Origin of the sequence: Paenarthrobacter sp. AT5 (assembly GCF_032764245.1) — a bacterium.
Lineage (GTDB): Bacteria > Actinomycetota > Actinomycetes > Actinomycetales > Micrococcaceae > Arthrobacter > Arthrobacter ureafaciens.
The window spans coordinates 1,084,250-1,101,460 of record NZ_CP136441.1 but is presented as its reverse complement, the minus strand read 5'-3'; the positions used below and the strand labels follow the sequence as shown (position 1 = coordinate 1,101,460).

Here is a 17,211-nt window from a genome sequence, read left to right as displayed (position 1 = left end):
CCCACCTTAACGAATCCAGCCCTTGCCCGCTGCTCCACCCACAAGGGAAGGATCAGCGGACAAGGGCCGGATTCGTGAGTGTTACTGCGGTTGGAGGCTAGGCCACCACGATGTCGTGCGTTGCGTGGCTGTACGTGATGGTGACCGGGCCGCCGTCGTGGTTCAACTCGTGGTTGGCACCGTCGCGGACTCCGAAGGCACCGTAGTTCTCGTTCCACGAACGGTTCAGCGCGATCTTGTACGTGTAGAAACCTGCCGGGAGCTCGGCGGACAGGGACCAGACCTGCACCAGCGGGTTGAACTCCATCTGGGTTTCGTCGTACTGGGGAGCCCAATCCTCGGGGGCACCGAGGATCTTGTTGAAGTCCCCGGCAACCGCAACGGCTTCAGGCTGAGGCAAGGTCTCGACGGCGGATGCAGCCTCAGCCTTGGCCGGCGCCTTGCGCGTCGTCTTCTTGGCAGCCGTGGCCTTGGGCGCGGCTTCCTTCGCGGCAGCGGCCTTGGGGGCAGCCTTCTTGCCGGCAGCACGCTTGGTCTTCGGCTTCGCGGGCGGGGCAGTCGGGACGGCGACATCGTCCGGAATGGGGGTTCCGGCGTCGAGCGCTGCCGCGAAAGCCGCAGCGTCCGGGAAGGCGACGGTCGCGCGCAAGCCCTCTTCCGGGATGGTCCAGCCGGAACGTCCCTTGACCAGCCAGCCCGCCTTGACCAGCTTGGCCGAAGCGGATGTCAGGGTCTTGTGGCCGCGCGGAATCCCGCCGCTCAGCAGTTCAGCCTCGTGGGCGTTGAACGGAACGCGGGCGGTTGCTTCGGCCAGGACTTCACCGGCATTCAGCTTCTCCTCGGACCAGACATTCTCGGCGAGGATGTCCAGTACGGCCTTCAAACGAAGATTGGTGTTCTCGGCGGTGTTCGCGCCCATGCTTCTCCTTCAATGGGTGAATACTCACCCAGCAGTTTGCCAATGATTTGTTAATTCCCGCGACTGCGAAAGGTAAACACCGTGTGTCGTGACCGAGTGTGACATTCACGACGCCCCAAGTGATGGAGGAGTCTCGGCTACAGCGGCGAAATCACTGCGGCGGCAGCGACTCCTTGACCCACTGGGTGACTTCCTCCAGCAACTCCGCCTTGCGCTCATCGCTCGCGAACGAACTCCGGATGGAGTTCGCCGCCAGAGTCGCCTGTTCCGGAACGGAGAAGCCGTGGACTTTCACCAGTTGCTGGTAGTTGTCGTCCACGTAGCCGCCGAAGTACGCGGGATCATCGGAGTTAACACTAACGTTCAGACCGATGGCGAGCATTTCCGGCAAGGGATGGTCTTCGAGTTTGTCCACAGCCCGGAGCCGGACGTTTGACAAGGGGCACACGGTCAACGGCACCTGTTCGGCAACCAGCCGCTGCACCACCTCGGTGTCCTCCATGCACCGGATGCCGTGGTCGATCCGCTCGACGTGCAGGAGGTCCAGAGCCTCGGTGATGTACGACGCCGGACCCTCCTCACCCGCGTGCGCGATCCGCCGCAGGCCCGCCTCGCCGGCGCGCTGGTAGAGTCGCTCAAATTTCGACGGCGGATTGCCCACCTCTGCGGAGTCCAGCCCGATGCCGGCGATCGGTGCGTTCATGTCAAGGAGCTGCTCCAGCACGTCCAACGCGGAGTCCTCGGGCATGTCCCTCAGGAAGGCGGCAATGAGCAACGTAGAAACGCCGAAATCCTCATTGGACGTTGCCAGGGCTTTGGCCACGCCGTTCACGCAGGTCTCCAAAGCCACACCACGGGACACGTGTGCCTGAGGGTCCATCATGATCTCCGCATGGCGTACGCCACCGGCCGCGGCCCGCTTCAAGTAGTCACAGGTCATGTCCGTGAAATCCTGCTCGGTCTGCAGGACAGCCATGTTTGCGTAGTAGAGGTCCAGGAAGGACTGGAGGTCCCTGAACTCGTACTTCTCGCGCAGCTCGTCGATGTCCTGGTACGGAAGGTCGATCCCGTTGCGTTCAGCCAGGGAGAAGATCAGCTCGGGCTGGAGAGTCCCTTCGATGTGCAGGTGCAGTTCGGCAACCGGGGGCGCCGTCGTCGTCGTTTTCTCGCCAATAGTTTCCACTCGACAACTCTAGGCCGAATCGTCTTCGCGTGTCCCCGGACACTCAACTTGGATCTGCGGCGATGCACCCCCAAACTGAAAGGATGCAGACTTTCCTCCCCTTCGCCGATTTCCGTGAGAGCGCCGCCGCGCTGGACACCTCAAGGCTCGGCAAGCAGCGCGTCGAAGCCCTCCAAGTGCTCCGCGCATTGGTCATCCCCGAGTACGGCTGGCAGAACCACCCCGCTGTGCGCATGTGGATGGGCCATGTCCCCGCCCTCACCATGTATGGGTTGGCGATGGTGGACGAGTGGGTCAAGCGTGGGCACCCGGACAACACCCGTGACAACATCGCGGAGTTCGCGCCGCAGGCTGCGCACCCTGACTATGCCGCCAAGATCCCCATGCCGTGGTGGCTTGGCGAGGAAGAACTACACCTCAGCCACCGGTCCAAGCTGGCGGGCAAGGACCCCAAGCACTACCGCGAACTCTTCCCGGGGATCGAGGAACGGCTGGATTACGTCTGGCCCGAGCCGCGGCACGAATTCCACCCCGAGGACCCCGAAGAGGACCGGCTCTGGATCGTCCGCGCACCCGTGGGTGAGCTCCGGCCGGAGCAACTGGAGACCGTGAGCCTGCCCCCGCACGGGAAGGCGCGCCCCGTCGCCAGCCCGGACGAGTACCAGTTCGTGTACGAGGAAGAGAAGTCCCGCCGCAACCTCGGCGCGCCGAAGAAGCGTCCCGTGCAGCGGGAGAAGAAGCCCACGCGAAAGCGCGCCGCCCAGGACCAGGCCTTCAGCACCCTGCCCGGCAAAACGGAGGTCGCAGTCCCGTTCGACGGTGGACAGACGTTCGCTGTCGGGCTCATCCAAGGCCGGCCCATCACGGTTGAGGGCCGTTTCGCCCGCAACTTCCAGGTCACCAGCGTGATCAAGCGCTCCGATTTCGACTACCCCGCACTGCTGCAGGACCCCCGCGTGTTCTTCCCGGTTCCCGCACCCGCGCAGTAACTTCGGTTTCTGCGGCGCCTTTACATAACGCACGACGGCGGCAGCATAACGCACGACGGCGGCAGCCGGGTTCTGTTTCTACGGAACCCGGCTGCCGCCGTCGTTTGCTTGTCGCAGTTTGTTTGCTGCCTAGACGAGTTGCTCCTCATCCAGATGGACGTCTTCCGAGATATCCATGGCGGGCGGCTTCCTCAGGCGGTAGGCCACCACATAGCTGCCTGCCGCAAGGGCCACTGTGATGAGCGGCGCCAGCTGCGCCAACACGGGTGCCGCTGTTTGTTCGGTCAGGTAGATGCCGACTCCGGACGCAAGGATCCAGGCCACGGTTCCCGGGCTGAAGGCGGACAACCGTTCCCGGCGGATCTCCGGGACTTCGTTGATCTTGTGCCGGTTCAGGGCGATGTAGACCAAGGCGATAGCTACCCAGGCGGTGACGAAAACACCCTGCCATGCCAATGCTTTGAGCAGGTACGACAACACGTTGGTGAGCATCAACAGGTAGGCAATGGCGCCGGCAACGATTACCCACACCCACCGGGGAAGGGCCAGGCGGAACACGCGGGTGGCAAAGGCATCCAGGTTGGACGAGGCCAGATAGTAGTTGGCCGTGTTGATGCGGGTTTGCGAAATGAAGATGACGAGGACCCCGAAAATTCCCATGGATGAGATGAAGGCGTCCACCACCCCGGTCTCGGTCCCTTCCAGCCCCCACGCGCTCATGATGTAGATGCCCACCAGGCCGTTGATGCCGAACGTGAAGGCGTAGAAGACCCAGCCAAAAGTGATTCGGCCGTGGAACTTCTCGTCCTGCTTGCGGGCCATGCGGGCGTAGTCGAACGTGTACATCATCATGATCCACACACCCATGTAGATCAGATAGGACGTCAGCCAGCCCGGAACGGGACCGTCGGCGACGCCCTCGGGGAAACCGACCGGAACACCGCGGATCGCCGTGGCCGCGACCACCACGGCCACCAGCCCGGCGAAGTACAGCGGCAGCAACCAGCCGTTGAGCCGGTCAAGCCAGTTCTGCACCCCACCTGCCACCAGGGGAAGGGCGTAGATCACCACGATGGCGTACCACATGGTGATCTCACCGCCGAAGAACTTCTGGAACGCCACAGCGATGATGGATCCCTCGAACACTGCGTAGTAGATGGCCGTAGCCGCGAAGATCAGGGAAGCCAGCGCTGAGCCGACGATTCCAAACAGCGTCCGGGAGAGGAGCTCCACTGTGAGCCCCGTCCTGGCCGCATACCTGGAAAGGACCAGGTTGATGATGCCGTAGGTGGCAATGGTGAGGACCATGCCGATGATGGTGTTGACGGTGCCGACCGCGTTTGCGGAGGCAACGGCCACATAGATCCAGAACATGGCCGAGAAAAGAGCCCACCAGGCCATGGTCAGGGACCAGCGCGGAGCACGGCGTGCTTCCGGCATGACGTAATTTGCGTAGGACAAAGCAACCCCTAGGGTTCGGTCGAACGGAGAGGGCCTGGATTCCTGCCGCCGTGAGCGATGTTCCAAGAGGTTCACGTATCGTGGCGGGCAATTATGGCCCGCATCTGAGGCTAGTGATGGCCACCACAGGCAGGCATCGGGATTTTCGCCCAATTTTGGGGTCTCCCGTTATGCAGCCTGCACATTTACCTCACGCATTGGCGGCGACGATACTCAGCGCGAGCAGGCACGTCGCCCTGACTTCTCCGTCGGACAGGTCCAGCCCCAGCAGGTCCTCGATCTTACGGAGCCGGTAGCTCAGGGTGTTCCGATGGATGAACAGTTCCTCGCAGATTTCGCGGGAACTCCCGCTGTGCCGCAAGTAGCAGGCGAGGGTTTCACGCAGGGCACTGCCGCCGTCGGCCGCCAAAGGCGCCAGCAGGCGTTCGGACATCGAGACCAGTCCCGCGCTCGGCAGCCCTTGGACGATCCCGGCAAGGTCTGCGAGCGGGGCGGTCCGGACACCGGGCTTACCAACGTGCCGTCGGGCGAGGCTGAGGGCCAGCGGAAGCTCGTTCAGCGTCGAGCTTTCCGTGACGAGTACGGAAAGTTCAGGCGCGTCCTTGAAGAAGTCCTTGACCATGTCGAATAGCAGTGGAGTGGCTCGCTTCTGCTGCACCAGCAGGGTGGTGAGGCCTTTCTCCTCCATGAAACGAACAATGCCGAAATTGCTTTCGAGCCCTACCCTGGCCCGCCACGCGATGGCCCGCAATTTCAGGCGCGGAATGTCCTTGGATGCCCCGATGAGCACGGAACCCCAGGAATCGTCGGGATCAAACCCGGTTTCCGCAGCGAGCTTCTTCAGCTGCCCGGGCCGGACGCCGCCGTCGTACAGTGCTTCCATGAAGCGGGCCGCCTCCCTCGAGTGGAGAGGCGACCGCGAGCCCAGGGTGTAGCTCAGCTGCATCGCGATCACGGCCGCCACGGGACCAAGGATCGGCTGCAAAACCACAGTGCTCTTGATGCCCTCAATCATCAGCCGGAACCGTTGCGACTCTCCGCTGGGGATGCGCAGGGTTGTGCGCGCAGTACCTCCCGCTGCGTCCCCGGCCCCGATAAGTTCGAAGCCGACGTCGTCCACCACCGTCACCCGCGCGTCGACGAAAGCGGCAACGCGCTCCAGGACCGTTGCCAGCGAGCGGCCCTCGGCAGCGAGCCGGGTACATTCATCCGCCAACTCCCACCCGGACCGCAGTTCCTCATACCGTTCGGTGGCAATGACGTGCTCCACGTGCCGCATGACCAGCACGAACGGCACCTCGGGTGGCAGCTCCAGCAGAGGCAGTCCGTGAACTTCGCAGGCCTCCACCAGGCCGGCAGGAAGCTCGCTGTGCGCTGCTCCCAGCCCGAAGACAAGCCCGGAAACCGGCACCGCCATCAGCCGCTCCACGTAGGCGTCCCAGATCCGGTAGTCCTTCACGTTGAGGCCCATGCCGTTGGTCAGCACCAGGGCGTTGACGCTCAGGAACGGTGTGGGGTCCATGTGCTCGGTGGGTGCGCACCAGACGATGGGCCTGGCAAGGCGGCCCGGACTCCCGGGAACACGGAGGGTGATCTTCAGGTCGGGGTCGTCCACCAAGTCCGAAACACGCATTTGGGCCTCCGTCAGTTGCAGGCGGATCATCGCCCGATAGTGCAGACATCATAATCCGTTGCGCGAGATTCAGCAGCCTGCACAATTACTATCCGAAGTTCGCTTGGATAGCGTTGCCCCCATGCAAACGAATGTGACCTCAAGCACTTCTGCGCCCAGCCCTGCGAAAACCGTGCTCCTGAACTCGGACATGGGCGAAGGCGTGGGCCTCCACGAGTTTGGCAATGACGAGCAGCTGATGAGCATCATCGATGTTGCCAACGTGGCCTGCGGCTACCACGCCGGCGATCCGGACGTCATGAACCGGACCGTGGAGCTTGCCGCGGAGCACGGCGTGGCCGTGGGCGCCCACCCCGGTCTCCCTGACCCCGTGGGCTTCGGCCGTCGCCGCATGGTGCTGCGTCCGGAAGAAGTCGAATCCAGCGTCCTCTACCAGACGGGCGCACTGACGGCCTTCCTGGCGAAGCACGGCCTGCCCCTGAACCACATCAAACCGCACGGCGCGCTGTACGGCATGCTGGCCGGCGACGAGGAACTCATGGCTGCGGCCGCCGGCACTGCCAAGCTGTTCGGCGTCCCGTTTTTCGGACTCGCCGGGACCGCCCATGAGTCCGTCTGCAAGGCCATGGGCGTGGACTTCGTCCCCGAGTTGTACGTAGACCTCAACTACGGACCCGCCGGTGAGCTTTTGATCCAGCGCCGCCCCGAGCCGACCGACCCGGACGCCGCTGCCCACCGCGTGCAACAAGCGCTCGACGGCGGTCCTGTCCTCGCCGTCGACGGCACCGAACTGGACATCACCTTCGGCAGCATCTGCGTCCACTCCGATGCACCCAACTCCGTTGCCGTTGCCTCTGCCGTGCGCGCAGTGCTCAACGCCCGCTGAACCTTTCCCCTTTTCCGACCCCACTTTTCCGAAAGCGAGAACACCCCATGGGAACCATCGTCTCCCCGCTCCCCGGCATCTTCTACCGAAAGCCCGGCCCAGGAAAACCGCCGTTCGCCAACGAGGGCGACACGATTGAGGTGGGACAGACACTGGGCATCGTGGAAATCATGAAGCAATTCACCGAAATCCAGTCCGACGTGGCCGGCATCCTCGAATCGTTCGAGGTGGCCGAAGGCGACATGGTCAACCCCGGCGACCCCATCGTCGTCGTACGCGAAGGATAGGCACCCATCATGAAGAAACTGCTGATCGCCAATCGCGGCGAAATCGCCGTACGCATCATCCGCACGGCTCGGGACATGGGCCTCGGCACGGTGGTTGTTGTCAGCGAGCCTGACTCAACCTCCCTCGCCGCACGGACCGCAGACGAATCCGTGGTGGTGGGCCCCGCCCCCGCCCCCGCCAGCTACCTCAACCAGGACGCGATCATTGCCGCAGCCTTGGACACCGGCTGCGACGCAATACACCCCGGCTACGGCTTCCTCTCGGAGAACACTTCCTTCGCCCGCAAAGTAGCGGACGCCGGGCTCATCTGGGTGGGCCCCGACGCCGACGCCATCGAAATGATGGGCAACAAGTCACTGGCCCGCGAGTCAGCACATAAAGCCGGGGTCCCCGTGCTCCGGGGTACCGACGGTCCGCTGGACCCGGACGCGGACGCCGTAGCCATTGCCTCCGGCATCGGTTACCCCTTGGTGGTCAAAGCATCCGCAGGCGGCGGTGGCCGTGGCATCAGGTTCGTCAGCGCTGAAGACGAACTGCTGGAAACCATCGAGATGGCCCGCGGCGAGGCAGCCTCCGTGTTCGGTGACCCCACGGTGTACCTGGAACGCTTCGTGGAGCACGCCCGCCACGTGGAAGTCCAAATCCTGGGCGACGGCACCAATTTCATCCACCTGGGCGACCGGGATTGCTCCATGCAACGCCGATCGCAGAAGGTCATCGAAGAGGCTCCCGCACCGGACCTCCCCGATTCCGTGCGCCGGACCATCCGCGAGTCCTCCGTGGAGCTTGCCCGGCAGTGCGGGTACCAAGGCGCAGGCACCGTGGAGTTCCTGTACGACTCCCTGAACCATGAGGCTGCGTTCATCGAGATGAACACCCGTATCCAGGTGGAACACCCCATCACGGAGCAGATCACCGGGGTGGACCTGGTCCGCGAGCAACTGCTGATCGCAGGAACCGGTTCCATGTCCCTGAGCCAGGAGGACATCACGTTCACCGGGCACGCCATCGAGTGCCGGATCAACGCCGAGGACCCGGGCAACAACTTCTTCCCGAGCCCCGGGCGCCTGGACTCCCTTGAATGGCCCACCGGCGAAGGAATCCGCGTGGACACGGGTGTGGACACCGGATCCGTGGTGAGTCCGTTCTACGACTCCATGCTGGCCAAGTTGATTGTCCACGCGGCCGATCGGGACTCCGCCATCGCCGCCACCCTCGCTGCTTTGGACCACGTCCACGTCGAAGGCGTCAAAACCACGGTACCTGTGCACAAGATGCTGCTGGCCCGCCCCGAATTCGCGACGGTCACCCACCACTCCAAGTTCATCGAGTCCGCTCCCGATCTGTTGGAGGCGAAATGACAAGCCCAAGCCCGGTCCTGAAGGAAGCACGGTACACATGGGGCGGCGACGAGTTCCTGTTCGTTGAGGTCGACGAATCCATGAGCCTGGCGGCCAACTTCAAGGTGATGTCCATCGCCAGGAAACTGTCGGACGCTGCGCTGCCCGGCGTCGTCGACATCTGCCCGGCCAATGCGTCACTGCTGGTGAGGTTCAATCCCGACGTCCTGCCGCCGTCGAGCCTTGAATCAACGGTCCGGAACATCGAACTGGAACTGTTGAACCACAACGAACAGGTGCTGGAGACCCGGATCATCGAGGTGCCCGTCTGGTACGACGATCCCTTCACAGCGGAAGTAGCGCAGCGCTTCCGGGAAGGATTCCATCAGGAGCCGGACGGTACCGATCTGGATTACGCCGCGAAGGTCAACGGTTTGCAGGACGCCGCAGAGTTCATCCGGCGCCACCACGAACAGCCGTGGCTCGTCTCCATGGTGGGTTTCGTGGCCGGGCTGCCGTTCCTGTTCCAACTGGTGGAGCGGGACAAGCAACTGCAGGTTCCCAAGTACCTCAGCCCGCGCACTGACACACCGAAACTCACTGTTGGGCACGGCGGTTGCTTCGCAGCCATCTACTCCGTGCGCGGCGCCGGCGGCTACCAGATGTTCGGGGTTGCAGCGGCTCCGATTTACGATCCTGCGCAGTCTCTGGCCGACTTCAAGGACTTCATGGTCTTCTTCAGGCCCGGCGACATCGTCAAGTTCAAGCCAGTCACCGAAGACGAGTACAACGCAATCCAGGCGCAGGTCGACGACGGAACGTACCGCTACCGCCAAGTCCCCGTCACCTTCGACGCGTCCAAGGCTTTGGCTGATCCGCAGGCTTACAACCAGGAACTAATGGAGGCCCTCAATGGCATTTGATATCAAGAATCCTGGCCTCGCCACCACCGTCCAGGATCAAGGACGCGTGGGCTACTACAACGTGGGTATTCCGCAAAGCGGCTCCATGGACCAGTACTCGGCGGAACTTGGCAATGCCTTGGTAGGAAACAGTGCAGGAGACGCCGTCCTCGAATGCACCTATCTGGGACCTGTTCTGGTGACAGACACCGATGCCACCATCGCCGTTACCGGCGCTCCCGTTGAGGTCAAGATCAACGGACAAGCCCAGCCGCAGTGGACGCAACTCCAGCTCAAGGCCGGCGACGAACTCAGCTTCGGCGTCATCCAGGGTGGCACGCGCTACTACATCGCGGTCCGCGGCGGAATCGACGTCCCCGTAGTCCTCGGGAGCCGGTCCACCTATGTCCTTGGCGGCATTGGCGGGCTCAACGGCAGGAAGCTCGAAGCCGGGGACCTGGTGCCGGTGGGCGAGCCGACCGGTGACCTTCCAGCAGTCCAAGCCATGCCTGAGCACTTCCGGCCGTCCTACGACAAAGAGCAAACCGTGCGGATTGTCCTGGGCCTCTACGACCACCGGCTCACGGACACCGGAAAGGAGAACCTCCTGAACGGCGAATGGAAAGTCACCCCCGTGGCCGACCGGATGGGCCTCCGCTACTCCGGGCCGGGGGTCGAATGGAAAGAACGCGAGCAACCGTTCGGCGCCGGATCAGACCCCTCCAACATCGTCGATGCCGGCTACGCGGTGGGATCCATCCAGATTCCCGGCGGCACCCAGCCCATCATCCTGCACCGGGATGCTGTTTCCGGCGGCGGCTACGCGATGGTCGCCACCGTCATCAGCGCGGACATGGACCTTGTGGCCCGTGCAGCCCCCGGCACGGTCACCACGTTTGTTGCCGTCAGCCAGGACGAAGCAATCGTGGCACGCAAGGAGCGTTCGGAGCTGAAGAGCAAAGCCTGGGAGGCCTTGGCGGCAAAGGCGTAGTCCGGCACCCAACTGGGTCGCAGTTAAGCGCGTTTAGAGCGGTCAAAACGCGCAGTACTGCGACCCAGTTGGGTGGCTTTTTTGTGCCCGGTTACTTGCCCGGTTACTTGCCCAGGCCGGCGCGTCGGAGGGCTTCCGCCATGGCCGTGTCTGCGGACGCTACGCTGCCCTGCCGAGGGTTGGCGTTGCGGGGATTGCCCTGCCGCTGACCGCTTTCCTGCCGGCGATCCCGCTGCCCTTGTCCTTGCCCTCCGGCACCGCCGCGCTGGCCCCCGGCACCGCCGCGCTGGCCTCCGGCGCGACCGCGGCCGCCCGAAGCGCCCGGCTCATCATCCAGCCGAAGCGTGAGGGAGATCCGTTTCCGCTCGGGATCGGCTTCGAGCACCTTGACCCTGACAACCTGCCCGGACTTCACGATCTCGCGGGGATCGGACACGAACTTGTTGGACAGCGCAGAGACGTGAACCAGCCCGTCCTGGTGCACTCCAACATCCACGAACGCACCGAATGCCGCAACGTTGGTGACGGTGCCTTCAAGGATCATGCCGGGCTTGAGGTCCGAGATCTTCTCGATGCCCTCGGAGAAGGAAGCCGCCTCGAACGCGGGGCGCGGGTCACGGCCCGGCTTTTCCAGTTCGGACATGATGTCCTTCACGGTGGGCAAACCGAATGTGCCGTCAACAAAGGCTTGCGGGTCCAGTGCAGTAGCAGGACCTCCACCGGCCGCCGCGAGGATTTTGCGGGCAACCGAGTAGGCCTCGGGGTGCACGCTGGAGGCGTCCAGTGGTTCCACTCCCCCGGTGATCCGAAGGAAGCCGGCGCACTGTTCAAAGGCCTTGGCTCCCAGCCGGGGCACCTTCTTCAGATCGCTGCGCTTGGCGAACGGGCCGTTCTGGTTCCGGTAGGCCACAATGTTTTCGCTGAGCAGCGGTCCAACACCGGCCACCCGGCTCAGGAGGGCCGGTGAGGCCGTGTTCACGTCCACACCCACGGCATTCACACAGTCCTCCACCACGGCATCCAGGGAGCGGTCCAGCTTGGATGCAGTGACATCATGCTGGTACTGGCCCACGCCGATCGACTTGGGCTCGATCTTCACCAGCTCCGCCAACGGGTCTTGGAGGCGACGGGCGATGGACACGGCACCGCGGAGCGAGACGTCCATTCCCGGCAGCTCGGACGCTGCCAACGCCGAGGCCGAGTACACGGACGCGCCGGCCTCGGACACCACCAGCTTCTGGACGCCTTTCACACCGGCGGCATCGAGGGACTTGATGAGCTCCGTGGCGAGCTTGTCCGTCTCCCGGGAAGCCGTGCCGTTGCCGATGGCCACCAGCTCGATGTTGTGCTGCTTGGCGAGCCGGCCCAAGGTGGCCAGGGCCTCGTCCCATTTCTTGGCGGGGGCGTGGGGGTAGATAGTGTCCGTTGCCACTACCTTGCCGGTACCGTCAACAACGGCCACTTTCACGCCCGTTCGGAGTCCCGGGTCCAGGCCCAGCGTGGCCCGGTTGCCGGCAGGCGCCGCGAGCAGGACGTCGCGCAGGTTGGCTGCGAAGACGCGGACGGCCTCGTCCTCGGCGTCGGCGAACATACGCCCGCGAAGGTCCGTCGTGAGCCGGTCAAGGATGCGTCCGCGCCACGCCAGCTGCGCCGTTTGGGTGAGCCACAGGTCAGCGGGCCGGCCCTGGCTGGCGACCCCGAGGGACTTGGCCACAGCGTTCTCGTACCGTGTACGGGCGGCGGCCAGGGCGTCGTCGTCGGCGGGGTCCGCTTCGGCGAGATCCAACTCCAGGACGCCGTCCTTCTCACCGCGCAACAGCGCAAGCACACGGTGCGAGGGCATGCCCGATGGCACCTGCGTGAACTCGAAGTAGTCTTTGAACTTCTGGCCCTCGGCTTCCTTGCCCTTCTTCACGCGGGAAACCATGCGGCCTTGGGTCCACAACCGTTCGCGGAGGTCCTCGGCAAGGTCCGGATCCTGCGCCACCCGCTCCACAAGGATGGCCCGCGCCCCGGCGAGCGCAGCAGCGGCATCTTCGATGGAGTGCCCGGCGTTGAGGTACTTGGCGGCCTCGGCCTCGGGACTGAGTTGCGGGTTCGCCAGCAGCGCGTCGGCGAGCGGCTCGAGTCCGGCTTCGCGGGCAATCTGCGCCTTGGTGCGCCGCTTGGATTTGAAGGGGAGGTAGATGTCCTCCAGCCGCGCTTTGGTATCAGCTCCGACGACGGCGGCCTCGAGTTCGGGGGTCAACTTTCCTTGCGCTGCGATCGCCTCGAGCACTGCCTTCCGGCGATCCTCCAGTTCGCGCATGTAGCGGAGGCGTTCTTCGAGGTCGCGCAACTGGGTGTCATCCAGCGTCCCGGTGGCTTCCTTACGGTAGCGGGCGATGAAGGGGACGGTTGATCCGGCGTCGAGCAGTTCCACCGCGGCTTTGACCTGCCAGGCCTGGACGCCCAATTCCTTGGCGATGAGCTGGTGGATGGCAGAGTCGGCTGACTGGTGTTGGAGAAGTTGAGTCACCATGACAGTTTGCCTCACCCGGCCGACACTTTCAGGTCCGGCCCTATCCCGAGGGCCGCGTTAGTGCTGTAGTTGGACCATGCAGGAACTGCTGATTATCCTCCAGGACGGCTTCGAATCCGATGACGTGACAGTCACCGTCAACGGCAAGGAAGCTGCGTCGGAGGGGGAGGTGTCCACCAAAATGTTGCTGGGAATGGCCGGTGAAATGACGGTGGAACTTCCCGCGAAGGGCGCCACCGTAGCGGTGGAAGTCAGGAGTCGGAATCTCAGCGCAAGCAGGAAGCTGGCAGGTAAGCCCAAGAGCCTGATCGTCTCTATCGAGGAGGGCGAGCTGGTGCTGCGCGAAGGAACGGGCCGCGAGGCGTTCCTCTAGGGAGCGCTTCGCGGCGGCTGGATTGGTAACGCCGGGCCGCGCCTCCGGAAGGGCGGCACGCGCGGCCCGCGCGGCGGCTAGTGGGCCATGTGCTCCTTGGCGGAAATGTGCTCCACCAGTTCACCGACGCGCTGCTCGCTGTAGTTGCGGGCGATGTCCCCTTGGCTGATGATGCCCACCATGGCGCGGTTGCTGATGACAGGTAGCCGGCGCACCTGGTGTTCTTCCATCATGCGGATGGCTTCGTCAACGTTGGCATCAGCGTCGATCCAGTACGGCTTGCCTTGGGCGAGTTCGCTGGCAAGGACCTGACGGGGATCCTTTCCTTCGGCGATGCACTTGACCACAATGTCGCGGTCGGTGATGACGCCGGTCAGTTTGCCGTCGTTGCCGCAGATGGGAAGCGAACCGCAGTCCATGTCCCGCATCATGCGGGCGGCCACTTCAAGAGTCTGGTCCTCGACGACGCACTTAGCATCTGTGGTCATGAATTCACGTACGACACTCATGGGTCCTCCTTCATCGAATGGGTTCTCGACGCGGGAGCTACGGGGTCCTCGGGGGTATTGCAGATGGGGTCCTCGGCACCGACGCCGATGATGCCAGACTACGCCGGGCGGCTACTACTGGCTAGGCGCGCAGGCGGTCCCCGCAACGAATTTTTCCCACCAGGTCTATTCAAATAATCCATTCGCTGGAGTATCATCCGTTGTGGGTTATTCACGGCTTCCGGGCACGGCCATTCAACCTCCTCAGGACTCCCCACTCGCACCGCCTGCCCCCGAGCCGTCACGCCGTCACCGTCCGCCCCGGACCGGCCCACAGGCCGCGTTCGCCGCAAACGGCTTGGGCAAACATTGATTGCTTGCAGCGCGAGAAAGATCCTCCCATGGACACCCCCAACGTCCCCAGCACCCTCCTTGACCCTGTCCCCCACCACCCCTCAGCCATTCCGTTCCCTCCCGCACCCGGGCCGTCTCCCGCCTCGTTCCCCTGGCCATCGGAGGACTGGTGGCGCTGTTGGCGGACCGCCGCCATCAGCGGCAGGTATGAAGGCAACCAGGCCGTCACCGGGCCTGTTGGCAGCGCAGTTGAACTAAGGCTCGACGTCGATCCCCGCCAAGGCGTCGAATCTCCCGTATTGAACAAAGTCAGCGGGGACTTCTTCAGTACCCGGACTGTGAAAGTCGGCGGGCTCACCCAGGTAGTGAAGACGTACGTCGAATCATGGATCGTCGATGCTCCGGTGGTGACCATCAACAAGTCCGATGCCCACATCACCGGCACTGTGCGCTTCTGGAAAGGCACGCACCCGGTGACCTCAGTGGAGGTTATTGTCTCCTGGTCGAACGGCGCCATCACCGGCGCGGTTGCCACGTTCACGGGCGGGGGCGTCGCGGGGGCACCGTACGCCTGCAAGTACCGTTCTGATTGCTTCAGGGACGTGAACCTTGAACTGGACTATTGCCAATCGGTGGATATCGAACCGAAAGTGCCCGTCTATAACAGCCACGGGCACAACAACAGGCCGGCCGATCTGGCCGAACGCACACTGACGATCGAGTCGTCCTATAAAGACGCCGGAATTGCGGTCACCATCGACGCCGTCCATACCGTGATTGACGACAGCGCTCCCGGTTTCGCTTCGTGGAGCGTCGGTGAGCTGCATGATGCCATGGAGACCTCCTTCGGCAAGTACAACTCCGGCTGGCCCGCGTGGAACCTCTGGGGCGTCCAGGCAGGACTGTTCGACTCCGCAGGCGTGGGCGGCATCATGTTCGACGCCGCTGCCGGGTTTGGCGGCGCAGGCCGGGGACCCGATCGCCAGGGTTTCGCGGTTTTCCGCAACCACACCTGGTTCACCAACCTCGTCAGCAACCCCGCCACCCAGGACGAGGCGTGGGCCATGCGCCACTTCCTCTATACCTGGGTCCATGAGGCCGGACACGCCTTCAATTTCCTGCACGCGTGGGATAAAGCCCGCCCGGATTCCCTGTCCTGGATGAACTACGACTGGAAATACGATCAGCGCAACGGCGCCGATGCGTTCTGGGGCAACTTCCGGTTCCGTTTCGACGACGACGAACTGCTCCACATCCGCCACGGCGACCGCGCCGCCGTCATCATGGGCGGTGACCCTTGGGCCTCCGGTGGCCACCTGGAATCTCCACCGGGCGCCATGACCGTGTCCGGGCCGGGAAGCGACATCGAGCTGACTCTTTCGGCCAAGGACTACTTCGACTACATGGAACCTGTAGCCGTCGAGTTCCGGTTGCGGAACACGGGCGACGCCCCGGTGCTGGTGGACTCGCGGTTGGATCCCCGGTACGGGAACACCAGCGTCTACGTCCAGAAACCCGACGGGACCGTAGTGCTGCACGAATCGGTTGTCTGCTTCTATGGCCTACCGGAACTGGTGACCCTCGCGCCGGCACCGACCGATGGCGGAAGCGACGGCAGCGACCGTTACAGCGAGTTGGTACAGCTGGCCTATGGGACGGTCGGCTTTGTCTTCGACCAGCCGGGCCAGTATTTGGTCCGGGCCGTATACAGCACCGACGGCGTCGTCCAAGCCTCCAACACCTTGCCTTTGCGGGTCGGTTTCCCCGTCTCCAAGGAGGAAGACCGCTTTGCTCCGGAGTTCTTCACCCGCGAGGTTGGGCTCACCCTCGCGTTTGAGGGTTCCATGTCGCCTTACCTGAGCCGGGGCCTGGATGCCTTGACCGAGGCAGCCGAGCGCTTCAGCGGCGCGCCTTTGGGCGTAAAGGCGGCCACCGCCGTCGCGCAGTCCGTGGGCGATGACTTCTACCGCAGGCAAAAGGACAAGATGGTGAAGCATCACAGCGCGGACCCCCAGAGGGCACTCAGCCTGACCGAACCGGTCCTTGCCAGTTACCAGCAGGAGGGCGGCCGGAGCAACAACCTGGCCTACCGGAAGCTGGTGGAGTTGCGCACTGACCTGCACGCGAAGTCCGATGACGCCGCAGCTGCAAAGTCGGAGGTGGAAACCCTCGCCAAGGACCTGGGAAGCCGCGGCGCACATGCCTCCGTAGTGGCTCAGGTCAAGGAACTCATCCCTTCAACCCCGGCGGCCCGTTCCCGCCGGTCGGCTCCGAGGAAGCCCGCCAAATAGCCTTCGGATGGCTTTTTGAGCCGCGGTTCCCAGCAGCCGGCGACGGCGGCACCCCGCCCTTGGTGCCGCCGTCGCTCCTTCTTTGCGCTTTTGTTGAACTCCTCTTGGCCGCCGGTGACCTATTCGGCGATGTCCTCGGCCCAGAGCTCGGCATGCTCTTCCTGGAACGTGCGCATCATGTCGACGCAGCGGGGATCATCCAACACCACCACCTCCACGCCGCGGGAACGGAGGAGGTCGAATTCGCCCGGAAAGGTTTCCGCCTCGCCCACCACCACGCGCGGAATCTTGAACTGGATGATGGTTCCGGTGCACATCGCGCACGGTGCCAGGGTGGTGTAGAGCGTGGTATCCCGGTAGCTCTTCTGACGGCCCGCGGCCCTGAGGGCCGACATCTCGCCGTGGGCGATCGGATCGCCGTTTTGCACCCGTTCGTTGTGGCCGCTGGCAATGACCTTCCCGTTACGGGCCAACGCTGCACCGATGGGAATGCCGCCTTCGCTCAGGCTCTTCTGCGCGGCTTGGTAGGCAGCTTCGAAAGCTGCATCTGTGGCGTGGGTCGATTCAGTCATGGGGGCAGTCTAGAACGGCG

General features: G+C 63.9%; 15 protein-coding genes. 8 read left to right on the top strand and 7 right to left on the bottom strand.

Annotated features, from left to right (window positions below; translation table 11 throughout):
* Positions 1–97: 97 nt before the first annotated feature.
* Positions 98–919, bottom strand: coding sequence for a glycosidase (locus RI444_RS05175; protein ID WP_021472717.1), 822 nt, complete (start codon positions 917–919; stop codon positions 98–100).
* A 151-nt stretch (positions 920–1,070) separates the two neighbouring features.
* Positions 1,071–2,102: an adenosine deaminase gene (locus tag RI444_RS05170; protein WP_207605028.1), complete on the bottom strand. Its 1,032-nt coding sequence runs from the start codon at positions 2,100–2,102 to the stop codon at positions 1,071–1,073.
* Between the two features lie 83 nt (positions 2,103–2,185).
* Here RI444_RS05170 and RI444_RS05165 point away from each other — a divergent pair, with 83 nt between their 5' ends.
* Positions 2,186–3,091, top strand: coding sequence for an MSMEG_6728 family protein (locus RI444_RS05165; protein WP_069694868.1), 906 nt, complete (start codon positions 2,186–2,188; stop codon positions 3,089–3,091).
* A gap of 129 nt (positions 3,092–3,220) precedes the next feature.
* Here RI444_RS05165 and RI444_RS05160 read toward each other — a convergent pair whose 3' ends face one another.
* Together RI444_RS05160 and RI444_RS05155 are read right to left on the bottom strand one after the other, a co-directional pair.
* Positions 3,221–4,552, bottom strand: a complete 1,332-nt coding sequence (locus tag RI444_RS05160; protein WP_242703134.1) for a purine-cytosine permease family protein — start codon at positions 4,550–4,552, stop codon at positions 3,221–3,223.
* Positions 4,553–4,742: 190 nt separating this feature from the next.
* Positions 4,743–6,215, bottom strand: coding sequence for a PucR family transcriptional regulator (locus tag RI444_RS05155; protein WP_207605029.1), 1,473 nt, complete (start codon positions 6,213–6,215; stop codon positions 4,743–4,745).
* A 91-nt stretch (positions 6,216–6,306) separates the two neighbouring features.
* On the opposite strand from RI444_RS05155, the gene pxpA reads away from it, so the two are divergent.
* The 5 genes from pxpA to RI444_RS05130 are packed head-to-tail and all read left to right on the top strand — an operon-like array spanning position 6,307 to position 10,592.
* Positions 6,307–7,071 carry a 5-oxoprolinase subunit PxpA gene (gene pxpA, locus RI444_RS05150; protein ID WP_207605030.1) on the top strand — a complete coding sequence of 255 codons (765 nt, stop codon included), beginning with the start codon at positions 6,307–6,309 and terminating at the stop codon, positions 7,069–7,071.
* A gap of 47 nt (positions 7,072–7,118) precedes the next feature.
* The gene (locus tag RI444_RS05145) at positions 7,119–7,358 is read left to right on the top strand and encodes an acetyl-CoA carboxylase (protein ID WP_021472723.1); all 240 of its coding nucleotides are present in this window, start codon (positions 7,119–7,121) and stop codon (positions 7,356–7,358) included.
* A gap of 9 nt (positions 7,359–7,367) precedes the next feature.
* On the top strand, positions 7,368–8,720 hold the full coding sequence (locus RI444_RS05140) for an acetyl/propionyl/methylcrotonyl-CoA carboxylase subunit alpha (protein WP_179011487.1): 1,353 nt from the start codon (positions 7,368–7,370) through the stop codon (positions 8,718–8,720).
* A complete protein-coding gene (locus RI444_RS05135) occupies positions 8,717–9,622 on the top strand; it encodes a 5-oxoprolinase subunit B family protein (protein WP_193591863.1) in 906 nt (301 codons plus the stop codon). Before RI444_RS05140 ends, RI444_RS05135 begins: the two co-directional genes overlap by 4 nt.
* Complete coding sequence (locus RI444_RS05130; protein WP_021472726.1) at positions 9,612–10,592, top strand: biotin-dependent carboxyltransferase family protein; 981 nt, start codon at positions 9,612–9,614, stop codon at positions 10,590–10,592. Before RI444_RS05135 ends, RI444_RS05130 begins: the two co-directional genes overlap by 11 nt.
* A gap of 103 nt (positions 10,593–10,695) precedes the next feature.
* On the opposite strand, the gene RI444_RS05125 is transcribed toward RI444_RS05130, so the two are convergent.
* Positions 10,696–13,113 carry a Tex family protein gene (locus RI444_RS05125; protein WP_207605031.1) on the bottom strand — a complete coding sequence of 806 codons (2,418 nt, stop codon included), beginning with the start codon at positions 13,111–13,113 and terminating at the stop codon, positions 10,696–10,698.
* 76 nt (positions 13,114–13,189) lie between these two features.
* Here RI444_RS05125 and RI444_RS05120 point away from each other — a divergent pair, with 76 nt between their 5' ends.
* Positions 13,190–13,486, top strand: a complete 297-nt coding sequence (locus tag RI444_RS05120) for a hypothetical protein (RefSeq protein ID WP_207605032.1) — start codon at positions 13,190–13,192, stop codon at positions 13,484–13,486.
* A gap of 77 nt (positions 13,487–13,563) precedes the next feature.
* Here the strand turns inward: RI444_RS05120 and RI444_RS05115 are convergent, their stop codons facing one another.
* Positions 13,564–13,995 (bottom strand): CBS domain-containing protein, encoded by a 432-nt coding sequence (locus tag RI444_RS05115; protein WP_021472729.1) that lies wholly within the window; start codon positions 13,993–13,995, stop codon positions 13,564–13,566.
* Between the two features lie 380 nt (positions 13,996–14,375).
* Between RI444_RS05115 and RI444_RS05110 the strand changes: the two genes are divergently transcribed.
* Entirely contained in the window at positions 14,376–16,619 is a 2,244-nt protein-coding gene (locus tag RI444_RS05110) for a hypothetical protein (protein WP_207605033.1), read from the top strand.
* 119 nt (positions 16,620–16,738) lie between these two features.
* Here the strand turns inward: RI444_RS05110 and RI444_RS05105 are convergent, their stop codons facing one another.
* Complete coding sequence (locus RI444_RS05105) at positions 16,739–17,191, bottom strand: nucleoside deaminase (protein ID WP_021472731.1); 453 nt, start codon at positions 17,189–17,191, stop codon at positions 16,739–16,741.
* Positions 17,192–17,211 lie beyond the last annotated feature (20 nt).

Bases quoted from the DNA above. Each gene is read 5' to 3' on its own strand.
- RI444_RS05175 (WP_021472717.1), bottom strand. From the start codon at position 919: ATGGGCGCGAACACCGCCGAGAACACCAATCTTCGTTTGAAGGCCGTA.
- RI444_RS05165 (WP_069694868.1), top strand. From the start codon at position 2,186: ATGCAGACTTTCCTCCCCTTCGCCGATTTCCGTGAGAGCGCCGCCGCG.
- RI444_RS05155 (WP_207605029.1), bottom strand. From the start codon at position 6,215: ATGATCCGCCTGCAACTGACGGAGGCCCAAATGCGTGTTTCGGACTTG.
- pxpA (WP_207605030.1), top strand. From the start codon at position 6,307: ATGCAAACGAATGTGACCTCAAGCACTTCTGCGCCCAGCCCTGCGAAA.
- RI444_RS05145 (WP_021472723.1), top strand. From the start codon at position 7,119: ATGGGAACCATCGTCTCCCCGCTCCCCGGCATCTTCTACCGAAAGCCC.
- RI444_RS05140 (WP_179011487.1), top strand. From the start codon at position 7,368: ATGAAGAAACTGCTGATCGCCAATCGCGGCGAAATCGCCGTACGCATC.
- RI444_RS05135 (WP_193591863.1), top strand. From the start codon at position 8,717: ATGACAAGCCCAAGCCCGGTCCTGAAGGAAGCACGGTACACATGGGGC.
- RI444_RS05130 (WP_021472726.1), top strand. From the start codon at position 9,612: ATGGCATTTGATATCAAGAATCCTGGCCTCGCCACCACCGTCCAGGAT.
- RI444_RS05125 (WP_207605031.1), bottom strand. From the start codon at position 13,113: ATGGTGACTCAACTTCTCCAACACCAGTCAGCCGACTCTGCCATCCAC.
- RI444_RS05120 (WP_207605032.1), top strand. From the start codon at position 13,190: ATGCAGGAACTGCTGATTATCCTCCAGGACGGCTTCGAATCCGATGAC.
- RI444_RS05115 (WP_021472729.1), bottom strand. From the start codon at position 13,995: ATGAGTGTCGTACGTGAATTCATGACCACAGATGCTAAGTGCGTCGTC.
- RI444_RS05110 (WP_207605033.1), top strand. From the start codon at position 14,376: ATGGACACCCCCAACGTCCCCAGCACCCTCCTTGACCCTGTCCCCCAC.
- RI444_RS05105 (WP_021472731.1), bottom strand. From the start codon at position 17,191: ATGACTGAATCGACCCACGCCACAGATGCAGCTTTCGAAGCTGCCTAC.